Raw genomic sequence first — 20,955 nt, 5'->3', positions numbered from 1 at the left:
CCCGCCGTCGGTACACGAACGGCGGGTTTTGACTTTTACGGCACTGCATCACATCAAGCCACAGCCAGGCGATCCGGGTTGGGGGGCAATATGACTACTGGGCTGCTGCTTTACTGCTCTCAGGGACACGATGGAGATGGCAACACACTGTGCGAGTGAGGCACGGTGCTGTCTGCTCCCCAATTTCCCTGGCATGTGACCGGCAATGCCAGTCCGGCTTTCGCCGGCGAATTACTTGATCAGGAATTTCTCTTTGTTCTTCCCGACCCACTTCGGCGCGCGGCCGCGGCCCGACCACGTTTCGCCGGTGGCCGGATTCATGTACTTGGGAGCGATTTGCGCGCGAACGGCGCGGCGGCGACCGTCCGTCGTGGCAAGCCCCAGGTCCTTTGCCGTCAATTCGTATTCCTGGATCTTCTGCTTGACCGCAGCAATGACCTCGGCCACTTCACGGGCGCGGGCCTCTTCAATCTGCTTTTCGATTTTGTCGCGTTGCGCGACGAGTTCCTTGTAGCTTGCCATCTGGCGTGTCCTTACATTGTTAAAATGGATCGCTACTTAAAATAGCACGAGTTTTAATAATTTGAAAACTGCATTTCCATCGAATGAGTCGCTGGATGCACAAATTTCATTGAATTTTCCGAGCGTCTCTTCAGACAATGCACAGGATCGGGGCACATATCCGGGATTACCGCGACATCCCCGCCTCGATAATCCGGTCGATATCTCGTCGGGCCCGAAGCTAATTCTCTCGAAATATGCGACGAATTCACCGTCAAGTGATCAGGACTCCACGCGGCCCGGCCGGCTCGCGTATCGGACAGCAAGACTCCGAAAGGTTTCCCGCCCCTCCCCCTCGCACCGCCCGAAGCACCGACTTCACACATAATTCGACGCACCAAAATATACGATTACGAATATTTAAGCGCAATCCGATCATTCTGTTATCCGAAACACCGCAATTATTCGGACAACTCTCTGTCAAGCACCGCAATTTACGGATAACTTGACTTGAGGATTCAGCTTGAGAATTAGGTCTATTTCATCGAATTGCTAATGGTTGCCATCCGATGAGACGACCGTCGCGCCAGCCAATACGCGTTATCCCGATATCGACGGCATCTCCTTCGTCATATCCACCGAAGCGCGTCTGCGATTCGCGATAGGAATAAATCGGGACGAATCCGCCCCCGCCGATTTATTGACGTATACGTCAGACACATACGCCAATCTCATTCCACGAATCGTGCAAGTTTTCGTAAGATAGCTTCGGACGCACCCCCTCCGATTCTCCGCAGAGGGCCTTGCAGCAAGGCTGTCGGGGCAGTGAAAAGCATCGGCTTGGGTAAAATTAAGCCGTTACTGATTTACCGCAATCGGCAATTCGCCATCTGAATCGGTACTGATTCCCTTTGGATTTGAACGCATGACGACCTCGACGACAGCTTCGGATTCACACTCGCCTTTCGATACCGCAGCGCCCACGATCGCCACCGGGCGAACCATCCTGCGCCAGTGGCGCACGGACGATCTGCCGCTGTTCGCCGCGCTCAACGCCGACCGCGAAGTCATGCGCCACTTTCCGACGACGCTCGACAAAACACAGAGCAACGCCGTCGCGCTGCGGCTGGCACAGCACCTCGAGACGCACGGCTTCGGTCCCTGGGCGCTGGAAATTCCAGGCGTCACGCCCTTCGCCGGGTTCGTCGGTCTGATGCGCGTGGGTTTCGACGCCCCGTTCGTGCCGGCCGTCGAGATTGGCTGGCGTCTGGCGCGGGCGTGGTGGTCGAAGGGATACGCCACGGAAGCCGCGAGCGCCGCTGCGCGATACGCTTTCGAGACGCTGGGCATGGACAGCCTCGTCTCCTTTACGGTGCCCGCCAATGTCCGCTCGCGCGCGGTGATGCAACGCATCGGCATGCGCCATTGTCCCGACGAAGACTTTCTCCATCCGCTGATTCCGCTCGGCCACCGGCTGCGCCGCCATGTGCTTTACCGGCTCGACGCCGGCGATCTCGCGACTTGATTCACGACGGCGCGGCGATGCCGTGGCTACCCCGCGACCGGTTACCGACTGACAGACGGCGGACTTGCCATCGGTTGACAGACAACCGACCGGTGACTGACCGACACCTGAGCGGCCCTCATCACCCTCCGCCGCACCGATCCCCGATTGGCGGCAACCAAGCGATATACGTCGCGTTCGCGATTGAAGCGGGTGCTTAAATCGTGGGAGAATCCGACTCTTTGCGCCAGCCGTCTCCCCCATCGTGTCGCGCGCCGTCATCATCCCGCTCATCATCGCTTGCGCCCTGTTCATGGAGAACATCGACGCCACGGTGATCACCACCTCGCTGCCCGCCATGGCACGCGATCTTCATCAGGATCCGATTTCGCTGAAGATGGCGCTGACCGCCTACGTGGTCGGGCTCGGCATCTTCATTCCGATCTGCGGCTGGGTCTCCGACCGTTTTGGCGCGCGAAACGTGTTTCGTACCGCCATCGGCATTTTCATGGCCGGCTCGGTCCTGTGCGCGGTGTCGTTCACGTTGCCGACATTCGTGTTCGCCCGTTTTCTGCAAGGCGTGGGCGGCGCGATGATGGTGCCGGTCGGCCGTCTCGTGATCTTCCGCGCGGTGCCCAAGCACGATCTGGTCAAAGCCATCGGCTATCTGACGATGCCCGCCCTGCTCGGCCCGGTCATCGGCCCGCCGCTCGGCGGCGCGATCACGGCGTATCTGCACTGGCGCTGGATTTTCTTCATTAACATTCCGGTGAGCCTGCTCGGCATCTATCTCGCGGGCAAGTACATCGACAACGAGCGTGGCGGCGATGCCGGACGCCTCGACACGCTCGGCTTCGTCCTCTCGGCGCTCGGCAGCGGCCTGCTCATGCTGGGGCTGGCGATGATCGGCGAGCATCAGGTGAGCGACAGCGTTGTCGTGACCATGTGCGTGCTGGGGGCGGTATTCGTCTACGCTTACTGGCGCCACGCCAATCGCGTGGAAGCCCCGTTGCTCGACTTCCGCCTGATGCGCATTCCGACGTTCCATGCGAGCGTCGTCGGCGGGTCGCTCTTTCGTATCGGCCTGGGCGCCGTGCCTTTCCTGCTGCCGCTGGCGTTGCAGGAAGGGCTTCACATGGACCCGTTCGAGTCCGGCATGATCACCTGCGCCTCGGCTTTCGGCGCGATTTTCATGAAGGCGATTGCGCAGCGGGTGCTGGCGCGATTCGGTTTCCGTCAGGTACTGATCGTGAATGCCGCACTCGCCGGGCTGGCGCTCGCGTCCTATGGACTCTTCACGCACAACACACCGGTGATCGTGATGCTCGGCGTGGTGGCGTTCGGCGGCTTCTTCCCGTCGCTGCAATTCACTTGCCTGAACTCGATCGTCTACGCCGACATTGCGAGCGAAGACGCGAGTCGCGCGACCAGCCTCGCAAGCGTAGTGCAGCAGTTGTCGCTGGGCTTGGGGGTGACGATTTCGGGGATGGTCTTGCAGGCGAGCAGCCGGCTGGCCGGCCACGGCCAGTTGACGGCCGGCGACTTCCTCCCCGCATTTCTCGTGATCGGCCTGTTCTCGTGGCTATCGATTCCCGTCACGCGGCAGTTGCCCGCCAACGCGGGCACGGAGCTCGCGAGAAAGCACTGACGCCGCAGTGCCTTGCTGGACGGATGCGCTACTTCGCGTCCGTCCGGGTCGTGCGAGTCGCTCGGGTGACAGCGCCATGGATCGCCATGCCGACGATCATCGCGATGACGAACAGCAGCGCCTTGCCTGAGCCCGCACCCAGCAGCACCAGCGCCGGGCCCGGGCAGATCCCGGCAATTCCCCAGCCAACGCCGAACAGCAGCGCACCGATCACCAGTCGTTTATCGAGGCCCCGCAGCGCAGGCCAGACACGCGGCGCGCCCGTCCAGGCCAGCGCGCGCAAATGCGCCAATCGGAATCCGGCGAGCCCCACGGCCACGGCACCGCCCATCACGAACGCGAGCGACGGGTCCCACTTGCCGGCGATATCGAGAAACCCCAGTACCTTCGCCGGATTCGCCATGCCCGCGAGGATCAGCCCGAGGCCGAAGATCAGCCCGCCCATCAGGGCAAAAAGCACGGGAAGCAGTTTCTTCATACGGCAACTCCCGCGTTGAGCACGTGACGCACGACAAACACCGTCAGAAAGCCGGTTGCCATGAAGCACAGCGTGGCGACGAGCGAGCGCCAGGACAATCGCGACAGCCCGCAAACCCCGTGGCCGCTCGTGCACCCTGAGCCGAGCCGTGTGCCGAAGCCGACCAGCAATCCGGCAGCGACGAGCATCGCCGTGCCGGCATCGATCTGCGCTTCGGGAACGACGGCCACTGCGCGATAGATCCACGGCGCCGCCATCAACCCGACGATGAACGCCACACGCCAGCCCACGTCTTGCGCACGCGGACGCAACAGGCCGCCCACGATGCCGGAGATGCCCGCAATGCGTCCGGCGGACAGCATCAGCCAGACGGCGGCAACGCCGATGAGCACGCCGCCGGCGAGCGATGCCCAGGGGGTGAAATGCAGGGTGTCGAGTGTCATGGAGAGTTCTGTAGCGCCGTCAGGATTTCGGACAAAACTGGGCGTAGAGACAGGCGAGCACGGCGAGGACCGCACCATCGGCGACGGTGTAATAGATACGCTTGCCATCGCGCCGGGTCGTGACCAACGCTTCGGTGCGCAGCACGGCGAGTTGCTGCGAGAGCGTCGGCTGCCGGATATCGAGCTGCGCTTCGAGCTCACCGACCGACAACTCGCCCTGAGTGAGCCGACACAGAATCAGCAGACGGTCTTCGTTGGCGAGTGCGCGCAGCAGCGCGGTGGCGTCTTGCGCGGCGGTCCGCAAACGCGCGATGTCAAGCGGCGCGACGGCCGCAGTGGCAACAACATCGTCGGCTGACGCGACGGGGGATAGCGCGGTGACTCGTGGCATGGCAGGATCGATGCAAATCAGGAAGTCGGCGCGTGGCAAGCGGCGCATCTCTGCCACAGCGGTTGCCGCGCCCCTTCGTAAGATGTCACGCGTATTACGTACACTTTACTGATTTATAATATATGAATCGATAAACTTTTGCAGGAGCCGGTCATGTCAGCCTCGCCAGCACACGTCGAAGCCTTTTTCGACACCGCCACCGCCACGGTGACGTATGTCGTATTCGATGCGCCGGGCGCTCACGCGGCGATCATCGACCCGGTGCTCGACTACGATCCGAAAGCCGGCCGCACACATACGGGCTCGGCGCAGCGGGTGCTCGAATTCATTGCCGCGCAAAAGCTCACGGTCGACTGGATTCTCGAGACGCATGCGCACGCGGATCATCTGTCGTCGGCGCGCTGGCTCAAGGAGCGCGTGGGCGGACGCATCGCCATCGGCGCACACATCCGCGACGTGCAGCACGTCTTCAAGAAGCTGTTTCATCTGGGTGCGGACGTGCCGCCCGACGGCTCGCAGTTCGATCATCTGTTCGAAGACGGCGAGACGTTTGCCATCGGCACCTTGCAGGCGCAGGCGATGTTCGTGCCGGGCCACACGCCGGCGGACATGGCGTATCGCGTGGGCGATGCGGTTTTTGTGGGCGACACGCTGTTCATGCCCGACGTGGGCACCGCGCGGTGCGATTTCCCCGGCGGCAATGCGCACACGCTGTTCCGCTCGATTCGCCGTCTGCTGTCGATGCCGGAGCAAACGCGTCTGTTCATGTGCCACGACTATCCGCCCGCCGGACGCGCCGCAAACTGGCAAACGACGGTCGGCGAACAACGCCGCGCGAACGTCCACGTGCATGACGGCATCGACGAGGACACTTTCGTGGCCATGCGCGAAGCCCGCGACCGCACGCTCGACATGCCGACGCTGATCCTGCCCGCCGTACAGGTCAATATCCGTGCAGGCGACATGCCCGCGCCGGAGGCGAACGGCACGCGCTATCTGAAGATCCCGCTCAATGCGCTTTAATCTCTCGCGCGAATTAGCGCCGAGCGCCGCTCATTGCTTCTGAGTACTTTCGGCACCGCAGGCGCGGCAAGTTCCCCGGCGAGCGCATCGCGCGCCTGCGTGACCCACTCGGGCTCACCGCGGCGTGCGGGGAGTAGATGAAACTCGGCTTCAGGCAGCGCAGGCAGTCGCCGCCCCGGCATCAGGGTGTCGATGCGCACGAGCGATGGCCCGGCGGCCGAGGCATTCAGACACGCCACCCCAAGCCCCGCGCTCAACGCCAACTGCAATCCCGCCACGCCTGACGCCACGTGCGCGATGGTGTACGGCACGCGATGCTCGTCCAGCCACTGGGTGGTGAAGCGATGCAACGCGCACGTGTCGGGCAGCACGAGCAACGGCAGGGGTGCGCCCTCGTCTCTCACAAAATCGGGCGACGCAACCCAGTCGAGCGACTCGCGCCCGAGCGTGCGTGTTCCGGCAACGGTATCGCGTCCGAGCGATTTACCGAGAATGCGCATGGACAGGCCGATATCGAACTCGCCTGCGTCGTAACCGGACTCGATGACACCGCTTTTCAGAATGGTGACGTGGATGCTCAGCGACGGGTAAGCCACGCTGAGATGCCGCAGCATGCGTGCCACATCTCCCGGACGGAAGTAGTCGGTAATCGCCAGCCGCAACGCTCCCGCGAGCGAGAACCCGCGCACGTCGTGCCATGCATGTTCGGACTGTGCGATCAGTTGCCTGGCGTGTCCGAGCAGACGCTCGCCCGCAGGCGTAGGCGACACGCCCAGCTTGCCGCGCCTGAACAGCGTCACGCCAACGCGCTCCTCGAGCTTGCGAATCTGTTCGCTGACGGACGATTGCGACAGAAACACGCGCGGCGCCCCCGCAGAAAGACTCCCCGCCTCGGCAACCGCCACAAAGGTGCGCAACTGGTCGAAATCGAATCCCGGGAGCATGATCTCACCCATTGAATATACCGATGGATTGAATCGTAAATTCCCGCTTTTCCGATGTCAATCATCTCCCTAGACTGAAGTCGTTGTCTTCACCGACTTTCATTCTTCGGGAGCGCCACCATGCCACACATCGTCCTGCAACTCTCGGGCAAGCCCGACGACACCCTCACCCTTAACGCCGTGCGCACCGTCTCGCAATTGACGCTCGACACACTCCACAAGGCGCCCGAGGTCATCGCCGTTACCGTCGACTACATTGCGCACGACCGCTGGTTCATCGGCGGCGCGCCACTCTCGGAGCTCGGCAAAAACGCCTTTCATCTGGATATCAGTGTGACGGACGAAACGAATACGAAGGCCGAGAAGGCTCTCTTTATTTCTCAGGTTTTTGAATCGCTCGGCGCACTGCTCGGTAACGTTCATCAATGCTCCTATATCCATGTCATCGATGCGCGTGCCGCCGCTTATGGCTACGGCGGACGGACGCAGGAATATCGGCATCAACTGGCCGGGGTGCTTTGAATGTTCTTTTTAAACCCCCGCTTCGCGCTTGCCCTCTTATCGTCAATCCCGACTGCATGCCGATTTCGTTGAACGCTCTGTTCATGCGGGTTGTTACGCAGCGAAGCAACACTTTCAACACTTTCTTACGACTATTAGCTTCGTTGTGAACGCGTCCCCTCGTACGATGAAGATGTACCAAAACTTCGCTTTCAAGGGGGCGAAAATGAAAAAACTGACTCTGACCATCGCGCTAGTCACTGCCACGCTCGGCGGCTTTGTCGTCGCACCGGCCCACGCTCAGGTGGGCGTCTCGATCAGCATCGGCGAGCCGCCGCCGCCGCGCTATGAACCGGTCCCGCCGCCGCGCGTGGGTTATGTCTGGGCCCCGGGCTTCTGGGACTGGGACGGCCATCGCCATGAATGGCACGGCGGTCACTGGGAACGCGAACGCCCCGGCTACGTCTATCGTGCGCCGGCCTGGCATCAAGGACCGCACGGCTGGGAGTTGAACCGCGGCGGATGGGATCACGGCGGCCCGGGTCGTCATGACGATCACGGCTATGGCCACGATCACCACGATTGATCGATGGGTTTCGATGCATTGTTGTCCGACCGCGAAGTCGTGTTGTAGCAAGTGAAGCCGTACCAAAACGCCGGCGCTTATCAGCGCCGGCGTTTTGCTAAGAAAAATCGGTTGGTTGGGTGCGCGTCCTCGCCCCGTTATCGTAGATATCCGCTCGCTGCTATGCGCAGCCAGGTCCCCGTCGACATCTGTCCGCTTTGCTGTCGACGCCCTCGGGACTCATGACGGATCCACGAAAAACGGAGCCCAACAGGCCATGCAAAACAATATTCGCCAACCACGCGCACGTCTTGCTGTTTCCATTCTCTCGGCCGCTGTGCTCGGCATCGCCGCCCTCGCGCCGCTCGCGGCCCACGCCGACAAGCTCGACGACATCAAGAAAGCCGGTGTGCTGCGCGTCGCCACGTTCGACAGCAATCCGCCGTTCGGCTATGTCGACGCGAAATCGCACAAGATCGTCGGCCTCGACGTGGACTACGCGAAGGCGCTGGCTGACAAGCTCGGCGTCAAGCTGGAGCTCCAGCCCACGAACCCGGCCAACCGCATTCCGTTCCTCACGTCGAAGAAGGTGGACCTGGTGCTGGCAAACTTCACGATTACGGACGAGCGCGCCAAGCAGGTCGATTTCAGCATTCCGTATTTCTCGTCGGGTCAGCAGTTCCTCGCGAAGAAGGGCACGCTGTCGTCGCCAGATCAACTGAGCGCGCTGCGCATCGGCGCGGATAAGGGCACGACGAACGAAATCACGCTGCGCGAGAAATTCCCGAAGGCGACGATTGTGGCGTTCGACGATACGCCGTTTGCCTTCGCCGCCCTGCGCACGGGTACGGTTCAGGCGATCACGCAGGACGGCCCGAAGCTGGTCGGTCTGCTCGCCAATGTGCCGGACAAGCAGAACTATGAGATCCCGGCGTTCACGATTTCGAACGATTACATGGGCGTGGGCGTGCCGAAGGGCGAGCCGCGTCTGACGGCGTTCGTCAACGACACGCTGCGCGATCTGGAGAAGGACGGCACGGCCGCCCATATCTATGACCGGTGGTTCGGCCCGAAGTCGGCCCAGCCGCTGCCGCGTCTGTTCAAGATCGGCGACAAGGTCTGACACCGACACGCCTGAAGTCCATACGGCGCAACGTCTGACGCTTGCCTGTCGGCCCTGCCGGGGCGCACGGATTGAGAGACCCGTGCGCGCCCGGCATTTTGCCTGGAACTCCCGTCATGATCGACTGGCTCGCCCCGAAGTATGTCGGCTGGCTGCTGAGCGGCTTCGGCGTCACGCTCGCGCTTGCCGTCACGGTGAGCGCCGCCGCAACGTGGCTCGGCTTCGGCCTGGCGCTCGCACGCAATTCGGATAACGCGCTATTCGCTCGCCCCGCCGCGACGTTCGTCGCCCTGATGCGCAACACGCCGCTGCTGGTGCAACTCTTTTTCTGGTATTTCGGCGTGGCGGCCTTGCTGCCCGAGGGCGCGGTGCAGTGGCTCTCGCAAACGCATGTCTGGCATCTGGTGCTGTTCGATATTCGCTGGCCGACGCTGGAGACACTGGCCGGTTTCGTCGGCCTCACGATCTACACGACGGCGTTCATCGGTGAAGAAATTCGCGCCGGGCTGCGCGGCGTACCCGCCGGACAAACACACGCCGCCGCCGCGCTCGGATTGAGCCGCCTCGCGATCTTCCGTCATGTGGTGTTGCCGCAGGCGGTGCGCATCGCCATGCCGCCGCTCTTCGGGCAGTACATGAACGTGGTGAAGAACTCGTCGCTGACGATGGCGATCGGGCTGGCGGAACTCTCGTACGCGTCGCGCCAAGTGGAGACGGAAACGTTCAAGACGTTTCAGGCGTTCGGCATTGCCACGCTGCTCTACATCGGTGCGATTGCCCTGATCGAAGCCATCAGCATGGCGACCACACACCGTCACGCCGCCGCGCCGTCACGGTGATGCCAACGCTAGCGAACTCCCCGGAAGCCCCATGAATTTCTCTGCCGTACTGGATAACCTGCCCTATTTGCTCTGGGGCGACTTTCCCGAAGGCCCGCTCTGCGGGGCGGCACTCACACTGGTGCTCGCCACGGTAAGCGCCCTGGCCTCCGGGGTTCTGGGCCTCGCGGGTGGCATCGCACTGGCGATGCTCGGCGGCCCGGCGCGCTGGGTGCTCACATTCGTGATCGGATTCTTTCGCGCGATTCCCGTCCTGATGTTGATTTTCTGGACGTATTTCCTGCTGCCGATCCTCTTCAGCGTGAACGTGCCCGGTCTCGCCACGGTGGCTTGCGCACTCGCGCTGATCGGCGGCGCGTATCTCTCGCACACGGTCTATGCCGGCATTCGCGGTGTGGGCATCGCACAGTGGCAGGCGGGCATGTCGCTCGGCCTCACGCGCGCGCAGACGCTGCGCCACATCGTGCTGCCGCAGGCGCTGCGCATCATGACGCCGTCGTTCATCAATCAGTGGATTTCGCTGGTCAAGGACACGTCGCTCGCCTATATCGTCGGCGTGGCCGAGTTGTCGTTCGTCGCCACGCAAGTCAACAGCCGTCTGATGGTCTATCCGGCGGAAGTGTTCGCGTTCGTCGCGTTGATCTATTTCGTGATGTGCAGCGCGCTCGAATGGCTGTGCACGAAGCTGCTCGGCAAACCGTTGCGCCCGCAAGCCAGGGATCCGGAGGACGCAAAGACAAATCCCCGGCGCGGGTGGCAGCGCATAGCATCGATGCTTGTGCCGGACCGGCCGGGGCTTGCGAGAGGGGTCAGACGACTACGTCGGCTGGCGCATCGCGACCGGCGCCACGCCCCGGAAAACCTCCCCGAGCGTGAGCGCCGGGTAGACTTCAGTCACGATTGGCCTGGATGACGGTCAGGGCCGTCATGTTGATGATGCGTCGCACGGTCGAGCTCGACGTCAGCACGTTGACCGGTGCGCCGACACCCAGCAGGAACGGACCCACCGCCACGTTGCTGCCCGCGCCGGTCTTGAGCAGGTTGTAGGCGATATTGCCGGAATCGACGTTCGGGCACACCAGCAGGTTTGCGGCACCCTTCAGACGCGAATGCGGCAGGATGCGGCTGCGCAGGCCTTCGTCGAGCGCGCAATCGCCATGCATTTCGCCGTCGATCTCCAGCTCCGGCGCTTGCGCTGTCACCAGATCCAATACCTTGCGCATCTTCGTGCCCGATGCCGCGCTACCCGAGCCGAAGTTCGAGCGCGAGAGCAACGCGACCTTCGGATTGAGGTTCAGGCGCGTCATCTGCCTGGCCGCGGCCAGCGTGAACTCGGTGATCTGCTCAGCCGTCGGATCGTCGTTGACGTGCGTGTCGACGAGCGCCACGGTGCGCTTGTCGAGCAGCAGGATGTTCATTGCCGCGTAGGTGTTCGCGCCCGGCTGCTTGCCGATGACTTCGTCCACGAAGCGCAGGTGGTCGTGATACGCGCCCACGGTGCCGCAGATCATGCCGTCGGCGTCGCCCAGACGCACCATCATCGCGCCGATCAGCGTGAGACGGCGGCGCATTTCGACACGCGCCATTTCCTTGGTAATGCCGTCGCGGCAGCGCAGTTCCCAGTAGCTGGTCCAGTACTGGTGGAAGCGTTCGTCGTAGTACGGGTTGGTGACTTCGACGTCTTCGCCCAGACGCAAGCGCAGACCGAATTTCTCGATGCGGGCGAGCAGCACTTCCGGACGACCCACGAGGATCGGACGCGCCAGCTTTTCGTCGACGATCACCTGCACGGCGCGCAGCACGCGCTCTTCTTCGCCTTCGGCGAACACGATGCGCGACTTGCCGCCGTCACGCACCAGTTGCTTCGCTGCCGAAAAGATCGGCTTCATGAACGCGCCCGAGTGGTACACGAACTGCTGCAACTGATCGGCGTAGGCATCGAAGTCGGCGATCGGGCGGGTAGCCACGCCGTCTTCCATGGCCGCACGTGCCACGGCCGGGGCGATACGCACGATGAGGCGCGAATCGAACGGCTTCGGAATCAGGTATTCCGGGCCGAACGACAGGTCGTATGCGCCGTAAGCATTGGCCACAGAGTCGTTCAGTTCTTCCTGCGCCAGCCCGGCAATCGCGTGCACGGCGGCGATTTCCATGTTGCGCGTGATCGTGGTGGCGCCCACGTCGAGCGCGCCACGGAAGATGTACGGGAAGCAGAGAACGTTGTTGACCTGGTTCGGGAAGTCCGAGCGGCCGGTGGCAAGCACCACGTCGTCGCGGGCGGCGCGGGCATCTTCCGGGAAGATTTCCGGCGTCGGGTTGGCGAGCGCCAGAATCAGCGGACGTGCCGCCATGTTCTTGAGCATTTCCGGCTTGAGCACACCACCGGCGGACAGGCCGAGGAAGACGTCGGCGCCGTCGATCACTTCGGCGAGCGTACGCTTGTCGGTTTGCTGGGCGAAACGCGCCTTGTCCGGGTCCATGCCGACGGCGCGGCCTTCGTAGACCACACCGTCGATGTCCGTCGCCCAGACGTTTTCAACCGGCAGTCCCAGGTCGACCATCAGGTCCAGACAGGCGAGCGCGGCGGCACCGGCGCCCGAGGTCACGACCTTCACGTCGCGGATATCCTTGCCCACGACCTTCAGACCGTTGATGAACGCGGCGCTCACGGTGATGGCGGTGCCGTGCTGGTCGTCGTGGAAAACCGGGATCTTCATGCGCTCGCGCAGCTTGCGCTCGACGGTGAAGCACTCCGGCGCCTTGATGTCTTCGAGGTTGATGCCGCCGAACGTGGCTTCGAGGCTGGCAATGATCTCGACGAGCTTGTCGGGGTCGCTTTCGGTGATTTCGATGTCGAACACATCGATCCCGGCAAATTTCTTGAACAGGACAGCCTTGCCTTCCATGACCGGCTTGGAGGCGAGCGCGCCGATGTTGCCCAGACCGAGCACGGCCGAGCCGTTGGTGATCACGCCCACGAGGTTGCCGCGACCGGTGTACTTGAACGACGCCGACGGATCGGCGGCGATTTCCTGACACGGAATCGCGACCCCCGGGGTATAGGCGAGCGCCAGATCGCGCTGCGTGACGAGCGGCTTGCTGGCCGTCACGGAGATCTTGCCCGGCGTCGGGAACTGGTGATACTCCAGGGCGGCCTGGTGATCGTTGCTGTTGCTCATGGCGGTGTCGTCCTCGTGGGTTTGTCTCGGCTCTGGCCTGCGCTGCGAACCGCTCTGGAGACGGCTAACGCCCTGGCGCATCAGATGTGGAGCCATTCTAGGGAGCCGCCAGCGGGGGACGATTCTGAATTACTATGGGGGCATCATGTTTTCGTTATAAGCCCCGAATCTTGGGGTGTTCAGAGGATCCAGAGCAGATGGCGGCGGTGCCTTTCGATACGGGGGAAGTGGTTCGGCGGCTGACGACCCGGCTCAAGATGCGTCATCTCGTGCTGCTGTTGCAGATTCAGCAGCACGGCTCGCTGACACGGGTGGCCGAACACATGGCGACGAGCCAGCCGGCGATCACGAGCGCCCTCGCGGAACTCGAAAGCATGCTCGGCGGCCCGCTCTTCGACCGCACGCCGCGCGGCATGACACCCACATTGCTGGGCGAAGTCGTTCTGGCCCGTGCGCAAGCAATGGTCCACGATCTGGACCATCTGACCCGCGACATCGAGGCCGTGATGGCCGGGCACGCGGCGCGCTTGCAGGTCGGCGTGATTCCCTACATCTCGGGCAAGACCCTCGCCGCCGCCATCCAGCTGACGCTTGCCCAAATTCCCCAGAAACTGACCGTCACCCTGCATGAGGGCACAAGCGAGTCACTCATGGCGCAATTGCGCGATCACACGCTGGATATCGTGATCGCCCGGGCGGCCGCGAGCGTCGATCCGACGCAAGTGCAGTTCGAAGTGCTGCATCACCAGATGCCGCGCGTGGTCGCGAGCCGCCGTCTGGCCGCCCGGCTCGGGCGCAGCGCGCCCGTGTGGGCGCAACTGGCCGAACTCGACTGGGTGATGGGCGCCCCGAATACGCCGATACGCGACCAGCTCTCCGATCTGTTCCTGCACGCGGGCGTGGTGCCGCCGGTGCCCGTCGTGGAGAGCTTTTCGTCGCGACTGACCGGGGAGTTGCTCGCGAGCAGCGAACGCGCCGTGTCGCTGTTGCCCGCCGATATTGCCGAGGAACTGGTGCGTATCGCGGGCGTGGCGATCGTGCCATGGTCGCTGACCTGGACGCTGCCGCCCGTCGCGATGTTTACCCGCCGTGAAAACCCGCGCGAGACGCATCGCCGCTTCACCGAGGCATTGCGCGCGCAATATCAGATGATGACGGGGACGGCATAGGGCGACGGCGTCGGTGGCATCGACGCCCTCAATGCCACCGGTGTCGCGTTGTACGCGAAATCCTCGTCACGGAAAGGCGATGAAAGGTCTTTTGACGTCAAAACCGGCAAATTTCGCGAAATAGCACCTTTTCTGCTCGTTTCCCGCGCGATTGCCCGGCGAATGTTCGTCGTAAGGTGTCGTCCATGAACGACGCCGTCCTCCCCCCCGCTCCCCCCAGCGCGACGTCTGCCGGCCACGCACCGGCCGTCACACCGTTCGCGCCTTCGCCGAGTCAGATCTTTCTGGCGCCCGCGCTGCTGCCCACGCAAGTGGGTCCGGCCGGCCTGCGCTTCGACTTCAACGACGGCGCCCGCGTGGTCATCCCCGATTTCGGCCAGCCGCTGCCGTGGCGCGTGCGGATCAGCGATCTGCGCGACGACAGCACCCTCAACGACGTGTCGCTGTCGTCGGGCGTGGTGCGCAGTCCGGCGAAGTTCTACGTGCCGCACGGCATCACGATCTGGCTCAACGATGTCGTGGTCTTCGAGCACCGCTACGATGCCCGCAATCAGGACGTGCTGGTCCAGTTCCCGCTGGCCGCTCTGGGCGACGTGCTGGGCTGGCTGCCATATGCGTTGCGCTTCGCGCAGGTGCATGGGTGCCGTCTCGCTTGCGTGGTGACGCCTGCGGTGGCCGCGCTGTTTCGCGACGCGTATCCCGACGTGGACTTCGTCGCGCAAGATAACGTGGAGCGACGCAAGTACTACGCCACGTATAACGTCGGCCTGTTCTTCGACGACAAGGCATGCCTCGAGCAACCGCGCGACTTCCGAGAGACGGGATTGCATCGCACGGCCGCGCACATTCTGGGTGTCGACGACGCCGAGGCCCCCGCGAAGACAGCGCTGCCGGATGTCTCACGCCCGATGGCCGAGCCGTACGTCTGCATCGCGGTGCAGAGCACGGCCCAGTGCAAATACTGGAATCGACCGGACGGATGGAACACCTTGGTGGCGGCCCTGCGCGAGCGCGGCATGCGGGTGGTGTGCATCGATCAGAAGCCGCGTAACGGCAAGGGCAACTTCTGGCAATCGATCCCCGAGGGCGCCATCGACGCCACGGGCGAGCTTGCGTTGACCGAACGCGCTCGCTGGCTAATGCACGCAAGCGCCTTCGTCGGCTTGTCGAGCGGCCTGTCGTGGCTCGCCTGGACGATGGGGACACCGACAGTGCTCATCTCCGGCTTTACGCTGCCGCACAACGAGTTCGCCACGCCGTATCGCGTGATCAACGACGACGTCTGCACGGGCTGCTGGCACGACCCGGCGATCCGCTACAACCACGACGACTTCCACTGGTGCCCGAGGCACAAGGGCACAACGCGGGCGTTCGAGTGTACGCGGGAGATTTCGCCGGAGGATGTATTGAGCGCAATCGACCGCGCGTTGGGCCTAAACTACGCGAATCCCCATCGCAACGTCAGCCCTCATGGCCTCGAACGAACACCGTAACGCCTCTGCGAGACAAGCCCCAACCGCCGACGCGGCGCCGTTGCAGTCGCCCGCGCTGCTGCGCCGCCTCCTGCGGGCGAAGGACCATATGGATGCGGCGTCGCACGAAGCCTGGCCCGTCAAACGTCTGGCCAGCGTTAGTGGCACGTCCGAGGCGCATTTCGCCCGCTCGTTCAAACAGGCGTTCGGTCTTCCCCCGCATCGCTATCTGCTCACCCGGCGCATCGAGCAAGCCAATACCCTGCTGCGCGATACCGAGTTCACCATCACGGACATCGCCTTCGCCACCGGTTGGGAGAGCGTGGGCACCTTCGGACGCATTTTCCGGGACATCACCGGGCAGAGCCCCAGCGCCTTTCGCAAGAAAGCGCGCACGAACCTCGATCACCTGGATCGTGTGCCGGGCTGCGTGCTGAAAGCCGCACAACGGCCCGACCTCAACATCGCAGTTTTGGAGAAGCGCCGTCGCATGGCGGACGGTACAGTCCGTGCATCAACCAGGGAGGTGTTATGAACCAAGGTATCGGTGTCGTGGGTTTGTACGTCGACGATCAGGACGCAGCCCTCGCGTTCTACGTCGACAAACTCGGGTTTCGCGTGCACACGGATGTGCGCAACGGCCCGTATCGGTGGCTCACCGTCCAGCATCCCGACCAGCCCGCGTTCCAACTCGGCCTGTTCGCCCCCGGCCCACCCATTCACGACGAAGCCACGGCGCAAACGTTGAAGGCGATGGTCGCCAAGGGCGCAATGCCGCCGCTCGTGCTGTATGTGTCCGACTGCCACGGGACCTACACGCGGCTGAAAGCCAGCGGCGTCGAATTCACGCAGGAGCCTGTTGAGCGCTATGGCAGTGTCGATGCGGGATTCCGAGACCCGGCCGGCAATGGCTGGAAGATGATTCAGCCGCCGAAAGACGAGCAGTAGGACGCCAGAGACGGCTGGCCCGCCTGAGACGACACGAGCGCCGCCCGGTTCGATCGGCTCGGGCGGTGCGGCGCGATGATGAACGATGAGGTGTGGTGAAGCACAGACGGCATGGCCCGTACATCAAGCCAGGTTCAACTGCCGTCCCACATCGAACATCTCCCCGAACTCCCACGCAGGCATGGGAACGCCAAACAGATAGCCCTGCCCTTCGTCGCAGCCCAGTTGCCGCAGGTTGTCGCGTTGCTGCGCGGTCTCCACGCCCTCCGCAATCGTGCGCAAATCGAAACTTCGCGTCATGTCCATGAGGGCGCGCACGACGGATGCATCGCGCTCCGACTCGATCATTCCCTGCACGAACGAGCGGTCGATCTTGATGCGGCTCAGTGGATAACGTCGCAGCAGACTGATCGACGCGTACCCCGTGCCGAAGTCGTCGAACGCGATGCTCACGCCGAAGTCGTGCAGGCGTTGCAAGGCGTCGAGGACAACATCGTCATCGAGCACAATGCTCTCTGTCACTTCGAGCTCCAGCGCTTGCGGTGGCAGACCATGCCGATCCAGGACGGCGACGACCTCGTCGACAATGCTTCCGATCCGGAACTGCAAGCCGAACAGGTTCACGCCAATGCGGAAATCCGGTGCGCCGTTGCGACGCCAGAACGCCGCCTGCGCGCACGCTTCGTCGAGCACCCACGCCCCCACCGATGCCGCCAGCGGCCCGCGCTCCAGCGCGGGTAAAAACGCCGCGGGCGACAGCAATCCGCGCTGCGGATGACGCCATCGAATCAACGCTTCCGCGCCGGTGAGCGAGCCGTCGGTGAAATCCACCTGCGGCTGGTAAAACAAGACGAACTCGCCATCGTTGACCGCGCGATGCAGCTCGATGTTGTACACACGCCGCGCGACGGCCTCGGTGCGCAGCGCGTCGACAAACACGAACGTCTGCCCTGCACCGTGATGCTTGGCCCGGGACAGCGCGAGATCGGCGTTGCCGATCAGACTCAGCGCTTCCTCCGCGTGCTCGGGCGTGAGCGCGATACCGCAGCACGCGCTCACACGCACGTCGAATCCACCAATGACCATCGGCTCCGCGATGGCGGCCAACGCCGCGTCGGCCCTGCGACGCGCTTCCTCCGCGTCGGTCACACCCCACAGCAGCAATGCGAATTCGTCTGCCCCGATGCGCGCAACCGTATCGACGGTGCGCACCAGCCCTGCCAGACGCCGGGAGACTTCGCAGAGAATGCCATCGCCGACCGCATGCCCGAGCGTATCGTTGACGTCTTTGAAACCGTCGAGATCGAATATCGCGACGGCAGCCCCTTTCAGGCACACCGACGCCACTTCGGCGTCGCGATAGAAGCTCGCGCGATTCGCAACGCCCGTGAGCACGTCGGTACAGGCGAGTTGTCTGAGCGACTCCCCGCCTTCGCGCAGCGAGCTCATATCGTGAACATGCGCGTTGAACGTCTGAACGTCGTTCTCGTACCAGCAAAACAGCGAGAGGCTCACGGGGAATTCGGCGCCGTCCGCGCGTACCCCGTAGATCTCGGACGGCATCGTCATACCGTCGACCGAACCGGCGCTCACGGCCTGCGTGATCTGGTCGCGCAACGCCGACCGGCTGCGTGCCGCCATCAGCGTCTCTATCGAACGACCTGGCCCGTCGGCGATGCCGTAGCCATACAGGGCCGCGGCGGCGAAATTCCAGTCGAGAACCTCACCGAACGCGTCGAAGCGAATCATCGCGGTGGGCGAATAGCGCTCCGGTTCCGCGAACGTTCGACGTTCGCGCTCGATAAACAACTCCACGCGGCGCAGCTCCAGACGGTCGGACGCCATTCTCGCCAGTTCGCGCAGGCGTTCGCGCTCGACGTCGGAGAAATCATGATTGGGCTTGTTGTCGATGACGCATAACGCGCCGAGCGCATGGCCATCCACCGACAGGAGGGGAACGCCCGCATAGAAGCGCACCTGCGCATCGCCCGTGACGAGGGGATTGTCGTGAAAGCGCTCGTCGAGGGTGGCATCGGGAACGACCATCACGTCATCCCCATTGATCGCGTGCGCGCAGAACGATGCATCCCGACTCATGTCGATAGCGCTGTTCGTGCACGAAAAACCGGTAGCCGCCGCAAAGAACACGTGATCGACGCCGACCATGTTGACGGCAGCCACCGGCACGTCGAACATGTGCGCGGCGATGTGTACGACGGCATCGAGACTCGGAAGCGGACGTTCGCTGCCCAGGCCATACTCCGCCAGCGCAGCCAGCCTTTCCGTTTCCATGGGTGATACAGCGGGACACTTCATCGTCGGTCTCCTCGCCTGAAAGCGGCTTGATGGACAACATCGGGTGCCATAAAGCGTGCGCGCGGAATCCAGACGTTGCGCGCCGTTTAAATCCGTGATCTGCACGCGCAATATCTTCATGCACCCCGTTTCACATGACTGCGCGCGAGTCTGCGGAGAATCGGCATCCGATTCAGCGGATTATAAGGGCAAGACTATGCATCATGCCTGCCGTTTTATTCGTTATACAAATCATACCGCCGGTAAAGACCAGCCAAAGTTAATTAACATCTATCCCACGCTGCACCACCGGGAATGGCCCCGGCAGCCTGGCATCTCGGGCACCCATCACCTTTCCATACGATCGTTTGAAGGCTAGATTTGACGCCATGATTTGCATGCAATCGTTTCAAATACGAACGATTCCTGTCTGGTGTCATCCAGCGCTGTCGCGATTCAATTCACGCGCCAGATACCGCTCCATGAATTCGACAAAGATCCGCACCTTGGCCGACAGATTAAGACGCTCCGGGTAAATGGCGTAAATATCGGCCGCCGGGAGTGACCAATCGAGGGGCAGACTGTCGAGCCTGCGCTGGATCTTCGCCTGATGGGGCACGGCTTGTTGCTCGCGTGCACGCTGTTCATTCTCGGCGCGTATTGGCGGGGCGGGGATGGTGGAGATCGCCACGCTGTTCATGAAGATCTGGCACTGACTGTGCGCCGATGATCGGCTGCGTTCCGGCAGGTCAGTCGGGCCGCCGCCGGAACGCCCACGTACCGGCGACGGCGGTGCCCGTCGCCACGATGGCGACCATCACCCAGAAGCCATGCGGATGATCGGCCAGCGGAATGCCGCCGACGTTCATCCCGAAGAAGCCCGCCACGATGTTGATGGGCAGCGCGAGCACGGTCACGACGGTCAGCGTGTAGATGGTGCGATCGGTGCGCTCGCTGACCATCGCGCCGATTTCTTCCTGAAGCAGCTTGATCCGCTCAAGCAACGCCGACAGGTCGTTGAGCACGACGGCGAACTCTTCGGTTGCCTGCCGGAATTCCTGAACGTCTTCGGCATGCCCCCACACAGGCGGGCGGCTCAGCAGTCGAAAGAGCGCTGCCGGTTCCGGCGCGAGCAGGCGCTGCAAGCGCACCAGCACGCGTCGCAAGGAACCAAGATCGGCGCGATTGCTCTCGATACGCTGCTGCAACAGGCGATCCTCGACGGTATCCACGCGACGGCTGGTCTCGCGCGCGATGCGCTCCAGCACATCGGCCTGATCGCGCAGCAGATGCACGAGCAGCGCGAGCGGTGAGCGAAAGGCGTCGCCGCGTTTGACCGACGCGCGCAACTTGTCGATGGAGTGCAGCGGCTTTACCCGCCCGGTCACGAGCAGACGCGCATTGGCGGCCACACGCAGCGTCGAAATTTCGGACTGCGCAATGTCGAATGCGAAAATGACGTCGTTGATGACAGCAAGCAGCCAGTCGTCAGCGTGTTCGATGCGCGTGGAACGCGACCCTTCACCCAGGCTCTCGTGGAATTCGTCCGGCAGATGCATGTGCTGCTTGAGCCACTTTTCGCACGACGCGTGCGCGAAGTTGAAATGCAGCCAGAGGAAGCCCTCCGCGCGCGCGCCCTGCGCTATCCACGCGAGTGCCTCGCCCGAATCGATGGGTTCGGGGGGCGCGCCGTCGGTAAAGCGATAGCCGTAGATCAGGCCCGCCTGATCGCAGCCATAAGCGTTGTGAACTAGGTCGGCGAACATGCGCGCGATATCTGGGAAAACGTGGGCTGAGAGGAACCGGTGGAACCGCACCAGGACATGGCGGGACTGACCATCATGACAATGTCATATTTCATTTTTGTGACAATCAGGACTCCCCACGAATGCCTGCCTCGCGTCATTTTTCGCGGACGAAGCGGCATCATGC

General features: G+C 63.0%; 20 protein-coding genes and 1 pseudogene. 12 read left to right on the top strand and 9 right to left on the bottom strand.

The features are described 5' to 3' along the window. Positions 1-231: 231 nt before the first annotated feature. Entirely contained in the window at positions 232-522 is a 291-nt protein-coding gene (locus ACIPHM_RS11805) for an H-NS family nucleoid-associated regulatory protein (RefSeq protein WP_400328006.1), read from the bottom strand. A gap of 904 nt (positions 523-1,426) precedes the next feature. On the opposite strand from ACIPHM_RS11805, the gene ACIPHM_RS11800 reads away from it, so the two are divergent. Together ACIPHM_RS11800 and ACIPHM_RS11795 are read left to right on the top strand one after the other, a co-directional pair. Beyond that, positions 1,427-2,026 carry a GNAT family N-acetyltransferase gene (locus ACIPHM_RS11800; RefSeq protein WP_400328004.1) on the top strand — a complete coding sequence of 200 codons (600 nt, stop codon included), beginning with the start codon at positions 1,427-1,429 and terminating at the stop codon, positions 2,024-2,026. A 244-nt stretch (positions 2,027-2,270) separates the two neighbouring features. Beyond that, on the top strand, positions 2,271-3,653 hold the full coding sequence (locus ACIPHM_RS11795; RefSeq protein WP_400328002.1) for an MFS transporter: 1,383 nt from the start codon (positions 2,271-2,273) through the stop codon (positions 3,651-3,653). Positions 3,654-3,681: 28 nt separating this feature from the next. Here ACIPHM_RS11795 and ACIPHM_RS11790 read toward each other — a convergent pair whose 3' ends face one another. Genes ACIPHM_RS11790 through ACIPHM_RS11780 form a run of 3 tightly spaced genes read right to left on the bottom strand, consistent with a single transcriptional unit; the run spans position 3,682 to position 4,965 of the window. Beyond that, entirely contained in the window at positions 3,682-4,131 is a 450-nt protein-coding gene (locus ACIPHM_RS11790; RefSeq protein WP_400328000.1) for a DUF6691 family protein, read from the bottom strand. Next, a complete protein-coding gene (locus tag ACIPHM_RS11785; RefSeq protein WP_400327998.1) occupies positions 4,128-4,574 on the bottom strand; it encodes a YeeE/YedE family protein in 447 nt (148 codons plus the stop codon). The genes ACIPHM_RS11790 and ACIPHM_RS11785 overlap by 4 nt, the downstream gene beginning before the upstream one ends. 19 nt (positions 4,575-4,593) lie before the next feature. Further along, entirely contained in the window at positions 4,594-4,965 is a 372-nt protein-coding gene (locus ACIPHM_RS11780) for an ArsR/SmtB family transcription factor (RefSeq protein ID WP_400327996.1), read from the bottom strand. A gap of 153 nt (positions 4,966-5,118) precedes the next feature. On the opposite strand from ACIPHM_RS11780, the gene ACIPHM_RS11775 reads away from it, so the two are divergent. Continuing rightward, a complete protein-coding gene (locus tag ACIPHM_RS11775; RefSeq protein WP_400327994.1) occupies positions 5,119-5,988 on the top strand; it encodes an MBL fold metallo-hydrolase in 870 nt (289 codons plus the stop codon). Here ACIPHM_RS11775 and ACIPHM_RS11770 read toward each other — a convergent pair. Then, positions 5,985-6,944, bottom strand: a complete 960-nt coding sequence (locus ACIPHM_RS11770) for a LysR family transcriptional regulator (RefSeq protein WP_400327992.1) — start codon at positions 6,942-6,944, stop codon at positions 5,985-5,987. The genes ACIPHM_RS11775 and ACIPHM_RS11770 overlap by 4 nt on opposite strands. A gap of 108 nt (positions 6,945-7,052) precedes the next feature. Here ACIPHM_RS11770 and ACIPHM_RS11765 point away from each other — a divergent pair, with 108 nt between their 5' ends. From ACIPHM_RS11765 to ACIPHM_RS11745, 5 genes and pseudogenes are all read left to right on the top strand, one after another. Further along, complete coding sequence (locus ACIPHM_RS11765; RefSeq protein WP_400327990.1) at positions 7,053-7,454, top strand: 4-oxalocrotonate tautomerase family protein; 402 nt, start codon at positions 7,053-7,055, stop codon at positions 7,452-7,454. A 205-nt stretch (positions 7,455-7,659) separates the two neighbouring features. Next, positions 7,660-8,019 (top strand): YXWGXW repeat-containing protein, encoded by a 360-nt coding sequence (locus tag ACIPHM_RS11760; RefSeq protein WP_400327988.1) that lies wholly within the window; start codon positions 7,660-7,662, stop codon positions 8,017-8,019. 256 nt (positions 8,020-8,275) lie between these two features. Then, on the top strand, positions 8,276-9,121 hold the full coding sequence (locus ACIPHM_RS11755) for an ABC transporter substrate-binding protein (RefSeq protein ID WP_400327986.1): 846 nt from the start codon (positions 8,276-8,278) through the stop codon (positions 9,119-9,121). Positions 9,122-9,237: 116 nt separating this feature from the next. Continuing rightward, complete coding sequence (locus ACIPHM_RS11750) at positions 9,238-9,960, top strand: amino acid ABC transporter permease (protein WP_400327984.1); 723 nt, start codon at positions 9,238-9,240, stop codon at positions 9,958-9,960. Between the two features lie 31 nt (positions 9,961-9,991). After that, positions 9,992-10,711 (top strand): annotated as a pseudogene (locus tag ACIPHM_RS11745) (amino acid ABC transporter permease); the annotation flags it as partial. Between the two features lie 139 nt (positions 10,712-10,850). Here ACIPHM_RS11745 and ACIPHM_RS11740 read toward each other — a convergent pair. Then, positions 10,851-13,139: an NADP-dependent malic enzyme gene (locus tag ACIPHM_RS11740; RefSeq protein WP_400327982.1), complete on the bottom strand. Its 2,289-nt coding sequence runs from the start codon at positions 13,137-13,139 to the stop codon at positions 10,851-10,853. A gap of 206 nt (positions 13,140-13,345) precedes the next feature. Here ACIPHM_RS11740 and ACIPHM_RS11735 point away from each other — a divergent pair, with 206 nt between their 5' ends. The 4 genes from ACIPHM_RS11735 (at position 13,346) to ACIPHM_RS11720 (ending at position 16,728) form a co-directional block, all read left to right on the top strand. After that, positions 13,346-14,308 (top strand): LysR family transcriptional regulator, encoded by a 963-nt coding sequence (locus tag ACIPHM_RS11735; RefSeq protein WP_400328256.1) that lies wholly within the window; start codon positions 13,346-13,348, stop codon positions 14,306-14,308. Positions 14,309-14,493: 185 nt separating this feature from the next. Beyond that, positions 14,494-15,801, top strand: a complete 1,308-nt coding sequence (locus ACIPHM_RS11730) for an autotransporter strand-loop-strand O-heptosyltransferase (protein ID WP_400327980.1) — start codon at positions 14,494-14,496, stop codon at positions 15,799-15,801. Then, positions 15,779-16,315: a helix-turn-helix domain-containing protein gene (locus ACIPHM_RS11725; RefSeq protein ID WP_400327977.1), complete on the top strand. Its 537-nt coding sequence runs from the start codon at positions 15,779-15,781 to the stop codon at positions 16,313-16,315. The genes ACIPHM_RS11730 and ACIPHM_RS11725 overlap by 23 nt, the downstream gene beginning before the upstream one ends. After that, positions 16,312-16,728 carry a VOC family protein gene (locus ACIPHM_RS11720; RefSeq protein ID WP_400327975.1) on the top strand — a complete coding sequence of 139 codons (417 nt, stop codon included), beginning with the start codon at positions 16,312-16,314 and terminating at the stop codon, positions 16,726-16,728. The genes ACIPHM_RS11725 and ACIPHM_RS11720 overlap by 4 nt, the downstream gene beginning before the upstream one ends. Positions 16,729-16,851: 123 nt before the next feature. Here the strand turns inward: ACIPHM_RS11720 and ACIPHM_RS11715 are convergent, their stop codons facing one another. From ACIPHM_RS11715 to ACIPHM_RS11705, 3 genes are all read right to left on the bottom strand, one after another. Beyond that, a complete protein-coding gene (locus ACIPHM_RS11715; RefSeq protein ID WP_400327973.1) occupies positions 16,852-19,020 on the bottom strand; it encodes a putative bifunctional diguanylate cyclase/phosphodiesterase in 2,169 nt (722 codons plus the stop codon). A gap of 439 nt (positions 19,021-19,459) precedes the next feature. Further along, positions 19,460-19,723 carry a hypothetical protein gene (locus ACIPHM_RS11710; protein ID WP_400327971.1) on the bottom strand — a complete coding sequence of 88 codons (264 nt, stop codon included), beginning with the start codon at positions 19,721-19,723 and terminating at the stop codon, positions 19,460-19,462. A gap of 49 nt (positions 19,724-19,772) precedes the next feature. Continuing rightward, positions 19,773-20,789, bottom strand: coding sequence for a transporter (locus ACIPHM_RS11705; RefSeq protein WP_400327970.1), 1,017 nt, complete (start codon positions 20,787-20,789; stop codon positions 19,773-19,775). Positions 20,790-20,955 lie beyond the last annotated feature (166 nt).

It is taken from the genome of Pandoraea sp. NPDC087047 (genome assembly GCF_044745225.1).
Classification (GTDB): domain Bacteria; phylum Pseudomonadota; class Gammaproteobacteria; order Burkholderiales; family Burkholderiaceae; genus Pandoraea.
This window is presented reverse-complemented; position numbering and strand designations above follow the sequence as displayed.